This is a genomic window from Agrococcus beijingensis (assembly GCF_030758955.1).
GTDB lineage: Bacteria > Actinomycetota > Actinomycetes > Actinomycetales > Microbacteriaceae > Agrococcus > Agrococcus beijingensis.
Genome location: NZ_CP132360.1, coordinates 2,161,450 through 2,176,706 on the forward strand (window position 1 = coordinate 2,161,450; position 15,257 = coordinate 2,176,706).

Annotated in this window: 17 protein-coding genes; 8 read left to right on the top strand and 9 right to left on the bottom strand. The window is 72.2% G+C overall.

Features of this window, described 5'->3' with window-relative positions:
* Positions 1-27: 27 nt before the first annotated feature.
* The gene (locus Q9250_RS10555) at positions 28-726 is read right to left on the bottom strand and encodes a TetR/AcrR family transcriptional regulator (protein WP_306231866.1); all 699 of its coding nucleotides are present in this window, start codon (positions 724-726) and stop codon (positions 28-30) included.
* Positions 727-824: 98 nt separating this feature from the next.
* On the opposite strand from Q9250_RS10555, the gene Q9250_RS10560 reads away from it, so the two are divergent.
* Positions 825-1,139 carry a hypothetical protein gene (locus Q9250_RS10560; protein ID WP_306231867.1) on the top strand — a complete coding sequence of 105 codons (315 nt, stop codon included), beginning with the start codon at positions 825-827 and terminating at the stop codon, positions 1,137-1,139.
* An 81-nt stretch (positions 1,140-1,220) separates the two neighbouring features.
* On the opposite strand, the gene Q9250_RS10565 is transcribed toward Q9250_RS10560, so the two are convergent.
* The 4 genes from Q9250_RS10565 to Q9250_RS10580 all read right to left on the bottom strand — a co-directional run bounded on the left by Q9250_RS10565 (position 1,221) and on the right by Q9250_RS10580 (position 5,549).
* Positions 1,221-1,511: a WXG100 family type VII secretion target gene (locus tag Q9250_RS10565; protein WP_306231868.1), complete on the bottom strand. Its 291-nt coding sequence runs from the start codon at positions 1,509-1,511 to the stop codon at positions 1,221-1,223.
* A gap of 62 nt (positions 1,512-1,573) precedes the next feature.
* Positions 1,574-3,175, bottom strand: coding sequence for a sensor histidine kinase (locus tag Q9250_RS10570; RefSeq protein ID WP_306231869.1), 1,602 nt, complete (start codon positions 3,173-3,175; stop codon positions 1,574-1,576).
* Entirely contained in the window at positions 3,176-3,871 is a 696-nt protein-coding gene (locus Q9250_RS10575; RefSeq protein WP_306231870.1) for a response regulator transcription factor, read from the bottom strand.
* A 49-nt stretch (positions 3,872-3,920) separates the two neighbouring features.
* Positions 3,921-5,549 carry a DNA repair helicase XPB gene (locus tag Q9250_RS10580; RefSeq protein ID WP_306231871.1) on the bottom strand — a complete coding sequence of 543 codons (1,629 nt, stop codon included), beginning with the start codon at positions 5,547-5,549 and terminating at the stop codon, positions 3,921-3,923.
* A gap of 119 nt (positions 5,550-5,668) precedes the next feature.
* Between Q9250_RS10580 and Q9250_RS10585 the strand changes: the two genes are divergently transcribed.
* Genes Q9250_RS10585 through Q9250_RS10595 form a run of 3 tightly spaced genes read left to right on the top strand, consistent with a single transcriptional unit; the run spans position 5,669 to position 8,283 of the window.
* Entirely contained in the window at positions 5,669-6,070 is a 402-nt protein-coding gene (locus Q9250_RS10585; protein ID WP_306231872.1) for an ArsR/SmtB family transcription factor, read from the top strand.
* Entirely contained in the window at positions 6,054-6,995 is a 942-nt protein-coding gene (locus Q9250_RS10590; RefSeq protein WP_306231873.1) for a cation diffusion facilitator family transporter, read from the top strand. Before Q9250_RS10585 ends, Q9250_RS10590 begins: the two co-directional genes overlap by 17 nt.
* Before the next feature lie 43 nt (positions 6,996-7,038).
* Positions 7,039-8,283, top strand: a complete 1,245-nt coding sequence (locus Q9250_RS10595) for an Nramp family divalent metal transporter (RefSeq protein ID WP_306231874.1) — start codon at positions 7,039-7,041, stop codon at positions 8,281-8,283.
* 57 nt (positions 8,284-8,340) lie between these two features.
* Here the strand turns inward: Q9250_RS10595 and Q9250_RS10600 are convergent, their stop codons facing one another.
* Positions 8,341-9,471 (bottom strand): M23 family metallopeptidase, encoded by a 1,131-nt coding sequence (locus Q9250_RS10600; protein WP_306231875.1) that lies wholly within the window; start codon positions 9,469-9,471, stop codon positions 8,341-8,343.
* A gap of 281 nt (positions 9,472-9,752) precedes the next feature.
* Here Q9250_RS10600 and Q9250_RS10605 point away from each other — a divergent pair, with 281 nt between their 5' ends.
* Together Q9250_RS10605 and cmtR are read left to right on the top strand one after the other, a co-directional pair.
* Positions 9,753-10,445: a DsbA family protein gene (locus Q9250_RS10605; RefSeq protein WP_422665041.1), complete on the top strand. Its 693-nt coding sequence runs from the start codon at positions 9,753-9,755 to the stop codon at positions 10,443-10,445.
* A gap of 70 nt (positions 10,446-10,515) precedes the next feature.
* A complete protein-coding gene (cmtR, locus tag Q9250_RS10610; RefSeq protein WP_306231877.1) occupies positions 10,516-10,869 on the top strand; it encodes a Cd(II)/Pb(II)-sensing metalloregulatory transcriptional regulator CmtR in 354 nt (117 codons plus the stop codon).
* A gap of 106 nt (positions 10,870-10,975) precedes the next feature.
* Here the strand turns inward: cmtR and Q9250_RS10615 are convergent, their stop codons facing one another.
* Positions 10,976-12,637 (bottom strand): helicase-associated domain-containing protein, encoded by a 1,662-nt coding sequence (locus Q9250_RS10615; RefSeq protein ID WP_306231878.1) that lies wholly within the window; start codon positions 12,635-12,637, stop codon positions 10,976-10,978.
* Positions 12,637-12,948, bottom strand: a complete 312-nt coding sequence (locus Q9250_RS10620) for a hypothetical protein (RefSeq protein WP_306231879.1) — start codon at positions 12,946-12,948, stop codon at positions 12,637-12,639. Before Q9250_RS10620 ends, Q9250_RS10615 begins: the two co-directional genes overlap by 1 nt.
* Positions 12,949-13,044: 96 nt before the next feature.
* Between Q9250_RS10620 and Q9250_RS10625 the strand changes: the two genes are divergently transcribed.
* Entirely contained in the window at positions 13,045-13,419 is a 375-nt protein-coding gene (locus Q9250_RS10625) for a cold-shock protein (RefSeq protein WP_306231880.1), read from the top strand.
* Positions 13,403-14,041, top strand: a complete 639-nt coding sequence (locus Q9250_RS10630; protein ID WP_306231881.1) for a DUF3027 domain-containing protein — start codon at positions 13,403-13,405, stop codon at positions 14,039-14,041. The genes Q9250_RS10625 and Q9250_RS10630 overlap by 17 nt, the downstream gene beginning before the upstream one ends.
* 36 nt (positions 14,042-14,077) lie before the next feature.
* Here the strand turns inward: Q9250_RS10630 and serC are convergent, their stop codons facing one another.
* Entirely contained in the window at positions 14,078-15,178 is a 1,101-nt protein-coding gene (gene serC / locus Q9250_RS10635; protein ID WP_306231882.1) for a phosphoserine transaminase, read from the bottom strand.
* Positions 15,179-15,257 lie beyond the last annotated feature (79 nt).

The following is a 15,257-nucleotide window of genomic DNA, read 5'->3' on the forward strand; positions in this document are numbered from 1 at the left end:
CCCTTCGCCGTGCGGTCAGCGGTGCGGTCACTCCGGCAGGACGGCTGCGGGGAGCGACCGCGCGAGCCAGGCCTGCGCTCGCTCGGCGCTCCAGCCGCGATCCTTCGTGAGGGAGAGGTACGTGCGCGGCGAGAACAGCACCGCCAGGACGTCGACGGCTGCGTCGAGGTCGAACGGATCAGGCATCGGATGCGCGGCCACGATGCGGGAGAGCATCGACCGGTAGACGTCGATCCGCAAGCGCTCGAGCCGCTCGAAGAGCAGCGCAGCATCGGGATCCTGGCGAGCGGCCTCTCGCACCACCTCGTTGAGCGCGCTCGCGCGCTCCATGATGGGCGCGGAGGCGAGGATGAAGGCCGTGAGGGCCTCCTGGGCCGTCGCGCCGCTGGGTGCGTCGCGGAACCACGGCGCCTCTTCCGGCTCGACGCCCTCCGGCCCGCTCATGACCGCGTGATCGACGAGCGCACCGAGCAGCTCGATCTTCGTGTGGAACACGAAGTGCACCGTCTGCACCGCGACGCCGGCGGCGCGCGCGATGGCGGCCATCGTCGTGCGCTGGTAGCCGTTCTCCGTGAACTCCCGATGGGCCGCCTCGAGGGTGCGGAGACGCGTCGCCGCCGCCCGCTCCTTGCGAGAGAGCCTTGGGACGGTCTCGTCGCCAGCGCCGCCCGCACCTCCGGCTGCGCTGCTCGATTCCGGTGGTTGCGGGGTCTTGACGGTCGCCATGCACGCGAGCATACTGCAGACGCTCGCTAGTGAATCTCACTAGCGAAATTGGCTAATGAATCGCCGACGATCGATCGCCGGCGGGAGAGCAGGCGACCATGTACGCAGTCCTGGGCATCTGGACGGTGCCCGGCACGCGGGCGGAGCGAGTCGAATCGATCGAGACCCACGTCGTGCCGTTCGTGCGCACGGTGCACGGCTTCCATGACGCGCGATACGCCTTCGATACGGATTCGGATCGCGCCTACACCTATGTCGCGTTCGACACGGAGGCGGACGCGCGCCGGTTCATCGACCTCGTCGCCACGGAGCGCAGGCCCGTGCAGCAGGCGCACGGTGTGCAGCTCGACCAGGAGTTCGTGCTGCTCGACATCCTCCTCGAGGTCGCTGCAGAGCCCGCAGCGGCGGCCTGACCGCGGCAGGGCTCTGCGCGCACACGGCCCGATCCGGCCGGCCCCGACAGGGCCGGACCGGGCCGTGCACGCCGCGACCGCTCAGCCCGCGAAGAGGCGCGTGTTGCCCTGCTCGACGTCGGCGTACTGGCGGCCGGCCGCGGCGAGCGCCTCGTTGATGCTGGTCAGCGACTCCTCGACCCGCATCTGCGTGGCCCGCCACTCCTGCAGCACGCCCTGGAAGGCCACAGAGGCCTGGCCCGTCCAGGAGTCCTGCAGCGCCTGCAGCTGCGCGTGCATGGCCGCGGCGTCGGACTGCAGACGCGATGCGGTGGCCCGCACCGCCACGTGCGCCCCGTGGATGGCGTCGGCGTCGACGACGTACCTGCTCATGATCCCCTCGATCCCGCGCGGAGCATCCGCGCTCGAGGGCACACGGTAGACGGATGCGTCGGCTACCCGAGGCGGCGGGCGGCGGCCTGTGGATCGCTGCCGGTGTGCACGTCTGGCCGCAGCCGCTGGCTGAGCTGCATGACGGCCTCGTCGGAGGCGAGCGGGATGGCGATGCGGAAGGTCGCGCCGCCGCCGGGCGTCTCCACCACGTCGATGCGGCCATTGTGCGCGCGCACGATGCCACGCACGATCGCGAGCCCCAGCCCGGAGCCGCCCGTCTCGCGGGCGCGCGACGAGTCGGCGCGGAAGAAGCGCTCGAAGATGCGCTCGCGCTGCTCGGCGGGCACGCCGGGGCCGTGGTCGATGACCATCACGATCGCCTCGCGGCGGCGCAGCGAGACGCCGACGCCGAGGTCGATCGCGGTGTCGTCGGGCGTGTAGCGCAGGGCGTTGCCGATCAGGTTGGAGATCACCTGGCGCAGCGTGTGCTCGTCGCCCAGCACGATCGCGGGCGGCGCCAGCGGCGGCGGCGCGAAGAGCTCGGTGGGGAGCGTCTCGTCGGTGGCGCCGGCGACGGGACCCATCGCATCCGCATCGACCGGGAGCACGCGCACCTCGCGCTCGAGCGCGCCCGCGCGCGTGTCGGAGGCGGCGTCGTTGACGAGCGGCACGAGGTCGAGCGGCTGCACGTCGAGCGGCCGGCGCTCGTCGAGGCGGGCGAGCTGCAGCAGGTCCTCGACGAGGCGGGCCATGCGCTTCGCCTCGCCCTCGATGCGCTCCATGGCGTTCGCGACGTCCTCAGGGCGCGAGAGGGCGCCCATCCGGTAGAGCTCGGCGTAGCCGCGCACCGACACGAGCGGGGTGCGCAGCTCGTGGCTCGCGTCGCCGACGAACTGGCGCATCTGCGCCACCGACTCGTCGCGCTGCTCGATGGCGGCCTCGATGCGGCCGAGCATGGCGTTCAGCGACTGCTGCAGCGAGCCGACCTCGGTGCGCGGGTGCTCGCCGGTGAGGCGCGCGTCGTAGTCGCCGTCGGCGAACCGCTGCGCCTGCTTGGCCACGCCCCGCAGGCCGCGCAGCGCCGCTCCCGCGAGGATTCGCGTGAGCGCCGCACCGAGCACCACGGCGAGCAGCGAGAACCCCGTGAACACGATGGTGAACGAGGTCGTGCCCGACTCCACCTGCTCGAGGTCGATGGCGACGATCGAGATCAGCACCTCGCCGGTGGTCTCGACGGTCGAGGGGGCGATCAGCATGCGCCACTCGGTCGCGCGGTCGACCGACACGGCGGTGAACGCCGAGTCCTGGCCGGGCAGCGACGCGATCGAGAGATCGGTCAGGTCGGGGTTGCCGGGGTTCGGCAGCTTGTTGTCGCAGAGCACCTCGCCCGACGCATCCGCGACGCCCAGGTAGTAGGTGTTGGGCATGCGCTGCGCGAGGTCGCACTGCTCGGGCGACTCCGACTGCGCGATGGGCTCGCTCGTGAACGCGCCCATCGCCTGGTCGAGCTCGCGGTCGACCTCGGCGACCTGCGCGTCCCGGATGATGCTGAGGGTGCCGATGCCGGCCAGGGCGAGGCCGAAGGTCATCACGACGACGGTGAGTGCGCTGATGCGCCCGGCCAGCGACATGCGGCCGAGCAGGCGGGTCAGCCGCGTCGCCACCTACGCCTTCGGCGACTTCAGCATGTACCCGAAGCCGCGCTTGGTGACGATCATCGGCTCGCTCTCGCCGTCGTCGATCTTGCGCCGCAGGTACGAGATGTATGACTCGACGATGCCGACGTCGCCGTTGAAGTCGTACTCCCAGACGTGGTCGAGGATCTGCGCCTTCGACAGCACCCGGTTGGCGTTCAGCATCAGGTAGCGCAGCAGCTTGAACTCGGTGGGGGAGAGCTCGATCTCGGTGCCCCGCACGGTCACCTCGTGCGTGTCCTGATCCATCGCGAGGTCGCCGACGTGCAGCGTCGAGTCGTCGGTCTCGGCCATCGTGCGGCGCAGGATCGCCTTGATGCGGGCGATGATCTCGTCGAGCGAGAAGGGCTTCGTGACGTAGTCGTCGCCGCCCACGGTGAGGCCGTTGATCTTGTCCTCGGTGTCGTCCTTCGCGGTGAGGAACAGGATCGGGGAGGTGAAGCCGGATGCGCGGAGGCGCTTGGTCACGCCGAAGCCGTTGATGTCGGGGAGCATGACGTCGAGCAGGATCAGGTCGGGCTCGTCCTCGAGGACGGCGGAGATGGCCGCCGCGCCCGCGCCGACGGCGCGGACGTCGAATCCGGCGAAGCGGAGGCTCGTGGACAGCAGGTCTCGGATGTGCGGCTCGTCGTCGACGACGAGGATCTTGGCGTTGGGCTCGGTCATGCTTCCAGTCTCTGACTGTCTGCTGATCGTTGCCTGGACGTCACGTGGATCAGACCGTCGCTCGGTCGCCGACGCCGAGGTCGTGCTCGTCGAGGATCGTGTAGGCGTAGCCCTGCTCGGCGAGGAACCGCTGGCGGCCGAGCGCGAACTCCTGGTCGACGGTGTCGCGCGCGACGATCGTGTAGAAGCTCGCGGTGCGGCCGCCCTTCGGGCGCAGCAGGCGGCCGAGTCGCTGTGCCTCCTCCTGCCGGGATCCGAACGAGCCGGAGACCTGGACGGCGAGGGAGGCATCCGGCAGGTCGACCGAGAAGTTCGCCACCTTCGACACCACCAGCACGCGCTCCTCGCCGGTGCGGAAGGCCTGGAAGAGCTCCTCGCGCATCGAGACCGGCGTCTCGCCGGTGATGAGCGGCGCGCCGAGCGCGGCGGAGAGCTCGTCGAGCTGGTCGAGGTACTGGCCGATCACGAGCGTCGGCTCGGTCGGGTGCATGTCGAGCACGCGGCGGACGGTGTCGATCTTGCGCGGGCTCGAGGCGGCGATGCGGTAGCGGTCGCGGTCGCTCGAGGCGGCGTACTCGAGCCGCTCGTCCTCGTCGAGGTCGATGCGCACCTCGTAGCACTCGGCAGGCGCGATGAAGCCCTGCGCCTCGATCTCCTTCCAGGGGGCGTCGAAGCGCTTGGGGCCGATGAGGCTGAAGACGTCGGACTCGCGGCCGTCCTCGCGCACGAGGGTGGCGGTGAGGCCCAGGCGGCGGCGCGCCTGCAGGTCGGCGGTCAGCTTGAAGACCGGCGCGGGCAGCAGGTGCACCTCGTCGTAGACGATGAGGCCCCAGTCGAGCGCGTCGAGCACGCCCAGGTGCGCGTACTCGCCGCCGCGCTTGACGGTGAGGATCTGGTAGGTCGCGATCGTGACCGGCTTGATCTCCTTGCTGGCGCCGGAGTACTCGCCGATGTCCTCAGCGGTGAGGCTCGTGCGGGCGAGCAGCTCGCTGCGCCACTGGCGCGCAGAGACGGTGTTCGTCACCAGGATCAGCGTGGTCGTGTCGGTGGCGGCCATGGCCGCGGCGCCCACGATCGTCTTGCCGGCGCCGCAGGGGAGCACGACGACGCCCGAGCCGGCGTCGGCGAAGTGGTCGACCGCATCCTGCTGGTACGGCCGCATGCTCCAGCCGTCCTCGACCAGGTCGATCTCGTGCGGCGTGCCGGGGGTGTAGCCGGCGAGGTCCTCGGCGGGCCAGCCGAGCTTCACGAGCTCCTGCTTGAGCTCGCCGCGCGCCCAGTCGACGACGCGGATGCCGCCCTCGGCGGGGCCGGCGAGCAGCGGGGCGATCTTCTTCGAGCGCCGCACCTCCTCGAGCACCGGGCGGTCGTCGCTGCGCAGCACGAGGCCCTCGTCGTCGCGCTCGATGACCAGCCGGCCGTAGCGGCTGATGGTCTCGCGGATGTCCTGCGAGACCCCGGCGGGCACCGGGAACTTCGCGTAGCGGTCGAGGGTGCCGACGATCTCGTCGGCCGTGTGGCCGGCGGCGCGGGCGTTCCACAGCCCCAGCCGCGTCACGCGGTAGGTGTGGATGTGCTCGGGGGCGCGCTCGAGCTCGGCGAAGACCTGCAGCGCCTGACGGGCGGAGGTGGCGTCGGGGTGGGCGACCTCGAGCAGCACCGTCCGGTCGGACTGCACGATGAGAGGGCCTGGGAGTGTCACAGCCTTCGAGCCTACTCCTCGCCCTTCGTGGATGCGGCGAGCAGGCCGGTTCCCTCCCATTGCGACTCATCGCCACAATGCGATACCATCGCTCTATGGCGATGAAAGAGGCGGTGCACATCGACCGCGACGCGACCGCGGCGTTCGCGCACCTGTTCCAAGCGCTCGCCGACGGGTCCAGGCTGACCGTGCTGCAGCACCTCGCCTCGGGCGAGCACCGGGTGCGCGACCTGGTCGACCACCTGGGCCTCGCCCAGTCGACCGTGAGCAAGCACGTCGCCTTCCTGCTGGAGTGCGGGCTCATCGATGCGCGCGTCGAGGGCCGGGCGACCTGGTACGTGCTCGCGCGGCCGGCGCTGCTCGCGGCGCTCATCACCGCGGCCGGGCAGCTGCTCGACGCCGCCGGCGAGCAGCACGTGCTGCACGCCCATCTGACGGATGCCGCGCGCAGCGGTGGCGCGACGGAAGAGGAGGGCATCCATGGGAGCCGGACATGATCACGGATCAGCAGGAGGCGACGGTGCAGTGACGGGCGACTTCCGCGTCCGGCTCGGCATCGCGTTCGGGCTGACGGCGACGATGGTGGTCGCTCAAGCCGTCGGGTCGGTGCTCACCGGCAGTCTCGCGCTGCTCACCGACACGGCGCACGCGCTCGCGGACGCCTCCGGGCTGCTCGTCGCGCTCATCGCCGCAACGCTCATGCGGCGGCCATCGACTCCCAAGCGGACCTGGGGCTTCCGCCGCATCGAGGTGATCGCGGCGCTGGGGCAGGCGACGCTGCTGCTCGGCGTCGGCGTCTACGCGGCGATCGAGGGCATCCGTCGGCTCTTCGAGCCGCCCGACATCCCCGCCTCGGAGCTCGTGGTGTTCGGCATCATCGGCCTCGTGATGAACATCATCGCCATCGTCATCCTCTCGTCGAGCCGGGGCGCCAACTTCAACATGCGAGCCGCGTTCCTCGAGGTGCTGAACGACGCGCTCGGCTCGCTCGGCGTGATCGTCGCCGCGATCGTGATCTCGACCACCGGCTTCCAGCAGGCCGACGCCATCGCCGGACTCTTCATCGCGGCGCTCATCGCGCCCCGGGCGTTCATGCTGATGAAGGAGACCACCGCGGTGCTCATGGAGTTCACGCCGAGCGGCCTCGACCTCGACGAGGTCCGCCGTCACATCCTGGAGCTCGAGCACGTCGAGGATGTCCACGACCTGCACGCCTCGACGGTGGCCACGGGACTCCCCACGATCAGTGCGCACGTGGTGGTCGACGACGGGTGCTTCTCCGACGGGCATGCTGCGGCAGTGCTCGAGGACATCCAGCGCTGCGTCGAAGAGGACTTCAGCGTGGCGGTGCATCATTCCACCTTCCAGATCGAGACCGCGGGGATCAGCGAACGCGAAGCCGCAGGAGTTCGGCACCCCTGACGCGAAGGTTTCGGTGCACCGAAATCCCGGCTACGCTCGCGTCATGAGCAGCCGCGTGATCGCCGAGCCCAGCACCGCACGCGGGCCGCACTGGTTCCTGCTGCTGGGGCCGGCGCTCGTCGCGGGTGTCGCGTACCTCGACCCCGGCAACGTCGCGTCGAACGTGACGGCCGGCGCGCGCTACGGCTACCTGCTCATCTGGGTGGTCGTGAGCGCGAACCTCGTCGCGTGGCTGATCCAGTACCTCTCGGCCAAGCTCGGCGTCGTGACGGGCAAGAGCCTGCCGGAGCTGTGCGGCGAGCGGATGGGCTCGCGCGCCGGCCGCATCGCCTACTGGCTGCAGGCCGAAGGCGTCGCGATGGCGACCGATCTCGCCGAGGTGATCGGCGGAGCGGTGGCGCTCTGGCTGCTGTTCGACGTGCCGCTGCTGCTCGGAGGGCTGATCACCGGCGGCGTGTCCATGGCGCTGCTGGCGGTGCAGTCCCGACGCGGACCGCGTGCGTTCGAAGGCATCGTGATCGCGCTGCTCGCGGTCATCGTGCTCGGATTCACCTGGGGAGTGGTCGTGTCGCCGCCAGACGCCGCAGGCGTCGCGGCCGGGCTCGTGCCTCGCTTCCAGGGCACCGACTCCGTCCTGCTCGCCGTCAGCATCCTGGGGGCGACGATCATGCCGCACGCGATCTACGCGCACTCCAGCCTCGCGCGCGACCGCTTCCGCGATCGAGCCGGCTTGAGCACCCCGCGACTGCTGCGCGCGACGCGCATCGACGTGTCCGTCGCGATGGTGATCGCCGGAGGGGTCAACATCGCGATGATGCTGCTGGCCGCGGCGAACCTGGCAGGCGTCGCCGGCACCGACTCCCTGGAGGGAGCGCATGCTGCGCTCGGGGAGTCGCTCGGACCCGTCGTCGCGACGCTCTTCGCCGTCGGCCTGCTCGCCTCCGGCCTCGCCTCCACCTCGGTCGGTGCATACGCCGGCGCTGAGATCATGCAGGGGCTGCTCCGCACGCGCGTGCCGCTGGTGACCCGGCGCCTCGTCACCCTGATCCCGGCGCTCGCCGTGCTCGCCCTCGGCGTCGACCCGACCCTCGCGCTCGTGCTGAGCCAGGTGGTGCTGTCGTTCGGCATCCCGTTCGCCCTCATCCCGCTCGTGCGCCTCACCGCCGACCGCGCGCTCATGGGAGAGCATGTGAACCGGATCTGGACGACCCTCGGCGGTGCGATCGCCGCGGCGGCGCTCACGGGGCTCAACGGCGTACTGGTCTGGCTGGTGGTCGCGGGTTCGTGAGGCGGGCGGCGCATCGGCCGCCCGCCACCCAGGGCGGTGGCAGCGGAGCGCTGGGGCCTAGGAGGTCTCGAGGCGCATCTGTCGCGTCTGCAGCCAGAGCACCGGATCGAACGAGACGTAGTCGCTGTTCTTCAGCTCCAGGTGCAGGTGAGGGCCCGTGGATCGCCCGGTGCTGCCGACCTCGCCGACGACCGTCGAGATGTCGACCACCTGCCCCACCTCGACCTGGATCGAGCCGGCCAGCATGTGGGGATACCACGACTGGACGAACTGTCCGTCGATGTTGTGGTCGATGAAGACGGCGTAGCCTCCGCCACCGGGGTTGTTGCCCTGCCACACCGCGGAGACGACGCCGTTCGCGATCGGGCGGATCTCCTGCCCGGGCGGGAGCGGGATGTCGGTGCCGCCGTGGAATCCGCCTGTGCGGTAGCCGAAGCCGCTCGAGATGGGCAGCTGCGCGAGCTCGGGGAACGGCGTCTGCACGTAGGCGGTCTCCAGCTGCGACCACGTCTCGGGGAACGCTGGGCTGCCGCCGAAGTAGGAGCCGCCTCGCTCGGAGTCTGCGGTGCGCTGCATCGCTGCGCGCTCCTCGGCGGTCAGCAGGGCGCTCGCACGCGCGTCGTTGACCACGATCTCGTCGCGCGGGAAGAGGGTCGTCACATCGGCAGCCACCGGATCGAGCGACTGCACGCCGGGCTCGAGCTGTGCGACGTCAGGCTCGAGCTGACTCGGTGTCTGCACTGCCTGCGCGGGCAACGAGGTCACCACGACCAGGGAGCCGATGAGCAGCAGCGCTCCTCCCGCCGTGACGTGCTTCGCGACCGTGCTGGCCCAACGCCCGCGGGCCGGTCGGCGGCTCGGCCGGATCGCAGCCGATCGTGCGGGCGCCCCGGATCCTCCCGACGGCTGCGGGCGCCGCGCTCTGGTGGTGGGCGTGTGCTCGCCGGCGTTGCCGAGCGCGGGCGCGTCGACACGGATGCTCGGGCTCTCGGGGCCACCGGGCGCGGCCAGCTGCACGGGAAGCGCATGGGCTGCGCGGGTCGCCGTCTCCCGCATGGCCCGCCGGCTCGTGTACAGGGCGGGCGAGCCCTCGGCCACCGTCGGACGCGGCCCGGTGCGGCCCTCCGCCGCAGTGCGCTGGATGGCAGAGGCGGCTCGCTCGCGCTCCCGGAGTGCCTTCCGTGTCATCGGAGCCTCGCTCGGGACGCTCTGGGGTGGCGCGCCGGATGCTCCAGGGACGGGCGTGTTCACAGGGGGAGGGCTCCTCAGGGCCGGGGTGGTGGTGCGCAGGGACGGTGGCGGGCTGCCGCGGGTGGTCGCAGACGCGTGGCGTCGATCGCCCAGCGTCGAAGATAACAAATCGGTAACGCGAGCGCGAATGCGTCCCATCGGCAGCGGGGCCGGTCCGGTGCCGCGACGGCGTGGGCCGATGGCCGCCGTGGGCTGAGCCAGCGCGGATCGACGGTACGATGGGGTGCGTGCGTAACCGACTTGCAGCCGTGATCTCGATCATCCTCGGAGCGGCGGCGGTCATCGCCATCGTCCTGCTCCTCGTCGTGCGCCCGTGGGAGAGCAGCGGCTCGCCCGTGGACGGGGCGGCGCCCAGCGAGACCGGCCAGTCCGAGGCTGCGCTGCCGCCGCTGGTCGACGAGACCACCCACATCCTGAACGACGCGGGCGAGGGCGCGCCGGTCGTGGTGGAGTTCCTCGACTTCGAGTGCGAGGCGTGCGGCGCTGTCTATCCCACGATGGAGGAGCTCCGAGAGAAGTACGACGGCCAGGTCACGTTCGCGGTGCGGTACTTCCCGCTCCCGGGCCACTTCAACTCCGGCAACGCCGCGGTCGCCGTGGAGGCGGCAGCGCAGCAGGGCGCGTTCGAAGCGATGTACCAGCGGATGTTCGAGACGCAGACGGCGTGGGGAGAGGCCCAGACCTCTGCCGCCGACCTGTTCCGCGGCTACGCGCAGGAGCTGGGGCTCGACCTGGCCGCCTACGACGCCGCCATCGCCGATCCGGCGACGCTCGCGCGCGTCGAGCTCGACTTCCAGGCAGGCATGGCGCTGGGCGTCGACCGCACGCCGAGCATCTTCATCGATGGCGAGCGGCTGGAGCTGGAGACGATCGACGACATCGAGACCGCGATCCGCTCGGCGATGGAGTAGTCCGCGGCGCGACCGGTTGTCTCCGGGCGTCGCAGGCAGTGTCGGTCAGCGCCTCCTGTACAGTCATTGCATGCTGACCATTGCCACGCGCCTCGACGTGATGCACCGCCTGGGGCGCGCCATGGCCGACCCGACCCGCGCCCGCATCCTGCTGCAGCTGCTCGACCAGCCCGGCTACCCGGCGGTCCTCGCCCGCGACCTCGCGCTCACGCGCACGAACGTCTCGAACCACCTGGCGTGCCTGCGCGACTGCGGCATCGTCGTCGCCGAGCCGGAGGGCCGCCAGACGCGGTACGAGATGGCCGATGCGCACCTCGCCCGCGCGATCGAGTCGCTGATGGCGGTCACGCTCGCGGTCGACGAGGGCGCGCCCTGCATCGACGACTCCTGCACGGTCGAGGGCTGCTGCGAGGCGTCAGCCTGACCGCGGATCGGCGCTGACGACGACGCGGGCGGAGATGCCTGCTGCGTCGTGCCCGCACGAGCCGACGGCGGCGCAGCCGCAGCGCGGCGCAGCCCCGCAGCGGCACTCAGGCGCGAGCGGCTCCGAGGCCGGCGACCTTGGTGATCGCGCTCAGCGGCAGGGTGCGCTCGACGTCGCGGTTCGCGTCGCGGGCGCGCAGGCGGCCGTTGGCGACGGCGAGCGGCACGAGCTCGACGTCGACCGGCTCGCCGGTGGTGGTGACGGTGAGGCGCACGGGCATGCGCTCGCGCACGGCGGCCTGGAGCTGCCGCTCGAGCCAGGCGCGCTCGTGCTCGCCCACCTCGAAGCCGCTGTCGCGGAGCCGGGCGACCAGGCGGTGGCGCTCGTGCTCGCGGCGCGGCGCCCGCTCGATGGCGCGCACGATGAGCCTGCCGGCGTCGTCCTCGAGCACGGCGGGGTAGCGCTCGTCGAGCAGCACCTCGAGCGCCTCCTCGGGGCTGACGCGGAACGTGACGCGGTGCGCGCCCGTCTGCTGCGGCCCGATCGCGACGAGCGCCCGGTCGACCGCGATCGTGCGGATCAGCTGCTCGTCGTCGCTGCGCGCCTGCGCTCGGGCGCCGCCCTCGGCGACGGCGCGCACGCGCAGCGAGCCGAACCGCGAGGCGGTGTCGCGCACGAGGTAGGCGACCGGCTGCGGCAGCCCGGTGAGCGAGATGTCGGCGAGGAAGGCGAGCAGCCCCTCGGCGGTCTCGCCGGCCGCGAGGCCCGCGGCGACCGACTGGGCGGTGATGCGCCACTGCGAGGCGATGCCGGCGCGCTCGATGCGGGCCATGCCGCGCAGGCGCGCGTCGACGGCGGCCTCGAGCGGACCGGGGGCGACGGCCGACAGGTCGGGCTGCAGGTAGACGGATGCGGTGGCGGGCGGCACGTGGGCGGCGAGCGTCGCGAGCGCGGCGGCCGGGTCGTCGCGCAGGGCGACCGCGAGCGTGGTGAGCGCGTCGCGCTCGGCGAGCCCGAGCCGGTGCGCCTGGCGCAGCTGCCGCTGGCGCGCGGCGCGCACGGTGTCGTCGGCGAGCGGGAAGTCGCCCGAGGCGACGGCCGCGGCGTCGGGCGTGGCGGCGAGCCAGGCGCGTGCGATCGCGAGCCAGCGCTCGGGCACGGCGGCCCCCAGCCAGGCGTCGGCGTCGACGGTGGCGCGGAGGCGGCCGTCGTGGCGGTCGACGAGGCCGGCGAGCGCGGCGAGGTCGAGCCGCTCGTCGAGCTGCGCGGGCTCGGCGTCGATCGCGGCGGCCAGGTCGCGCACGGTGGCGGCGGGCAGCTGCGCGCGGCTGCGCAGCGTCACCGGGTGGTCGGCGATGCGGTGCACGAGCTCGGCGATCTTGATCGCCTCGTCGATCGCGAGCTGGGGCGCGACGGCGCTGTCGAGCGGCGCGGGCGGCTCGGGGGCGTCGCCCGGCCCCGGGCCCGCCGATCCCGGCAGCGACGAGAGGGCGGCGGCCGCCGCGGCCCGCACCTGCGGCAGCGCGAGCCCGTCGGCGCCCAGCAGCAGCGCGTCGAGCCGGGGCGTCGAGGTGCCGGCGGCGAGCGCGACGAGCTCTGCACCCGACCGCCACCGGAGCGCCTGCGCGATGGAGGCATCCGCCACCAGGTGCTCGGCGAGGTCGAACGTGGAGCTCAGCTGCGGCGGCGCCTGCCGCTCGACGACCAGCTGGTCGAGGGCGTCGTCGGCCATCGCCTGGATGCGGGCGGCGAGCGCGACGACGTCCATCAGCGGCTGCGCGACTTGCCGCGGGCGCTGACGACGATGAGCGCCACGAGGCAGACGATCGCCAGCGGCAGCGCGACCAGCGGCAGCCAGTAGGCCCACTGCCAGACGACGCTGGCGAAGAAGGCGACGCTGTCGCGGAAGCCGACGTGCGCCATCGTGGCGGCGAAGCCGAGCAGGGCGATCCCCAAGAGGACGACCACGCTCACCGCCAGCGCGCGCTCCCAGCGGTCGCGGGCGGAGCGGGGCGTGGCGACGCCGGCGGCCTCCCGCGGGCGGGGGCGCTGCGTGGGGTTGCTGCTGGCCTTCGGCATCCGTCCAGGGTATCGCGGTCGGGCGCTCAGCGGCACGCCCAGTACGCTGGGGCGGTGCGGCAGAGCGCCGCTCTGACAGCGCAGCGGGAGGGTGCCATGCCGACGGGCAGGGTCAAGTTCTTCGACGACGCCAAGGGCTTCGGCTTCATCGCCGGCGACGACGGCGGCGAGGTGTTCCTGCATGCCTCGGCGGTGCCCGAGGGGCTCGTCATCAAGCCCGGCGCCAAGGTCGAGTACGGCATCGCCGAGGGCCGTCGCGGCCCGCAGGCGCTGTCGCTGCGACTCATCGGCACGCCCGCGGTGAAGGCCGCTCGTCGCGACACCGAGGACATGGCGATCATCGTCGAGGACCTCGTGCGGCTGCTCGACACGATCGGCAACGACCTCCGTCGCGGCCGCTACCCCAGTGCGGCGCACGGCTCGACCGTCGCCCAGATGCTGCGAAGGGTCGCCGATGACCTCGACGCCTGATCCCGTTCCCGCTTCCGACGACGTGGCTGAGGCTGCCGAGACCGACGAGCGCACCGAGCGCACTGAGCCCGCGGAGCCCGGCGCCGCGCTCGAGCCGCGCCGCGCGCCCGTGCCCACGACGCCGACGATGCAGGAGCTCGAGCTGGCGCAGGCCGCGCTCGACGAGATCGCGGCGAGGGGCTCGGTCGGCGAGGTGCAGGACGCGCTCGCCGAGGGCGCTGCCAACGGCCCGCAGGTCATCGCGATCCGCCACGCCTCGCTGCTGCCCGGCTACCCCGACTGGTCGTGGACGGTGCTGCTCTCGCGCGGCCTGGAGGGCGGCCCGACCGTGCTCGAGGCGATGCTGCTGCCGGGCGACGGCTCGCTGCTGGCCCCCGCGTGGGTGCCCTGGTCGGAGCGGCTCGCCGACTACCTCGCCGCCAAGCAGGCGGCCGGCGAGGAGGACGACGAGGAGCTCGAGTCGGATCTCGAGTCCGACCTCGACGACGACTTCGACGACGACTTCGAGGACGTCGATGTCGACGCCGAGGATGCCGACGACGCGGACGACGCGGACGACGACGACGATGATGACGACAGCGACGCAGACGACGACGACGGCTGGGTCGACGCCCGCGGGTAGCCGCGTCCGTCCGGCCGTCGCCGCCGGCCGCCTCGCCTAGCGCTCGAGCAGGAAGTCGAGGCTGCGCGTCAGCTGCACCACGTCGGCGGGGTCGATGGCAGCGAACGTCGCGACGCGCAGCTGGTTGCGGCCGAGCTTGCGGTAGGGCTCGGTGTCGACCACGCCGTTGGCGCGCAGCGCCTTCGCGAGGGCTGCCGCGTCGACGGACTCGTCGAAGTCGATGGTGACGACCACGTTCGACCGGTGCGCCGGGTCGGCCACGAAGGGCGTCGCCTCGTCGCGGCCGTCGGCCCACGCGTAGAGCGTCGACGCGGACTCGGCCGTGCGCGCGGCCATGGCGTCCATCCCACCGGAGGCCAGCATCCACTGGATCTGCTCGTCGAGCAGCAGCAGCGTCGTGAGCGCGGGCGTGTTCAGCGTCTGGTCGAGGCGCGAGTTCGCGACGGCCTGCTGCAGCGAGAGGAACTCGGGGATGTAGCGGTCGGTCGCGGCGATGCGCTCGATGCGCTCGATCGCCGCCGGCGACGCGATGGCGAGCCACAGGCCGCCGTCGGCCGCGAAGTTCTTCTGCGGGGCGAAGTAGTAGAGGTCGCTCTCGGCGATGTCGACCGCGAGGCCGCCCGCCGCGCTCGTCGCGTCGACGACCGTCAGCGCGGAGCCCGCGGCGCGCACGACCGGGTGGAAGACGCCGGTCGACGTCTCGTTGTGCGGGTAGGCGACCACGTCGACGCCCTCGACGGGCTCGAGCTCGGGCCGCGAGCCGGGCTCGGCCGAGGCGACGCTGGGATCCTCGAGCCACGGCGCCTTGGCCGCCTTGGCGAACTTCGCGCCGAACTCGCCGAAGGTGAGGTGATGCGAGCGGTGCTCGATGAGGCTGAAGGCCGCGGCGTCCCAGAAGGCGGTCGAGCCGCCGTTGCCGAGCAGCACCTCATAGCCCTCGGGGATGGCGAACAGCTCGGCGAGCCCCTCGCGCACCGAGCGCACGAGCGACTTCACCGGCGCCTGCCGGTGGCTGGTGCCGAGCAGGTGGAGGCTCGACTGCAGCCGCTGCAGCTGCTCGGGCCGCACCTTCGAGGGACCGCAGCCGAAGCGGCCGTCGGCGGGCAGGAGGTCGGCGGGGATGACGATGTCGCTCACACCGACGATCCTACGAGCGCCTGAAGCATAGGGTGGGATGCGTACGGCTGTGAGGGATGCGGACAGGAAGCAGGAGCTG

Bases quoted from the DNA above. Each gene is read 5' to 3' on its own strand.
- Q9250_RS10560 (WP_306231867.1), top strand. From the start codon at position 825: ATGTACGCAGTCCTGGGCATCTGGACGGTGCCCGGCACGCGGGCGGAG.
- Q9250_RS10620 (WP_306231879.1), bottom strand. From the start codon at position 12,948: ATGCCGAAGGCCAGCAGCAACCCCACGCAGCGCCCCCGCCCGCGGGAG.
- Q9250_RS10625 (WP_306231880.1), top strand. From the start codon at position 13,045: ATGCCGACGGGCAGGGTCAAGTTCTTCGACGACGCCAAGGGCTTCGGC.
- Q9250_RS10590 (WP_306231873.1), top strand. From the start codon at position 6,054: ATGGGAGCCGGACATGATCACGGATCAGCAGGAGGCGACGGTGCAGTG.
- Q9250_RS10600 (WP_306231875.1), bottom strand. From the start codon at position 9,471: ATGACACGGAAGGCACTCCGGGAGCGCGAGCGAGCCGCCTCTGCCATC.
- Q9250_RS10555 (WP_306231866.1), bottom strand. From the start codon at position 726: ATGGCGACCGTCAAGACCCCGCAACCACCGGAATCGAGCAGCGCAGCC.
- Q9250_RS10615 (WP_306231878.1), bottom strand. From the start codon at position 12,637: ATGGACGTCGTCGCGCTCGCCGCCCGCATCCAGGCGATGGCCGACGAC.
- cmtR (WP_306231877.1), top strand. From the start codon at position 10,516: ATGCTGACCATTGCCACGCGCCTCGACGTGATGCACCGCCTGGGGCGC.
- Q9250_RS10585 (WP_306231872.1), top strand. From the start codon at position 5,669: ATGGCGATGAAAGAGGCGGTGCACATCGACCGCGACGCGACCGCGGCG.
- Q9250_RS10565 (WP_306231868.1), bottom strand. From the start codon at position 1,511: ATGAGCAGGTACGTCGTCGACGCCGACGCCATCCACGGGGCGCACGTG.
- Q9250_RS10630 (WP_306231881.1), top strand. From the start codon at position 13,403: ATGACCTCGACGCCTGATCCCGTTCCCGCTTCCGACGACGTGGCTGAG.
- Q9250_RS10605 (WP_422665041.1), top strand. From the start codon at position 9,753: ATGGGGTGCGTGCGTAACCGACTTGCAGCCGTGATCTCGATCATCCTC.
- Q9250_RS10595 (WP_306231874.1), top strand. From the start codon at position 7,039: ATGAGCAGCCGCGTGATCGCCGAGCCCAGCACCGCACGCGGGCCGCAC.
- Q9250_RS10575 (WP_306231870.1), bottom strand. From the start codon at position 3,871: ATGACCGAGCCCAACGCCAAGATCCTCGTCGTCGACGACGAGCCGCAC.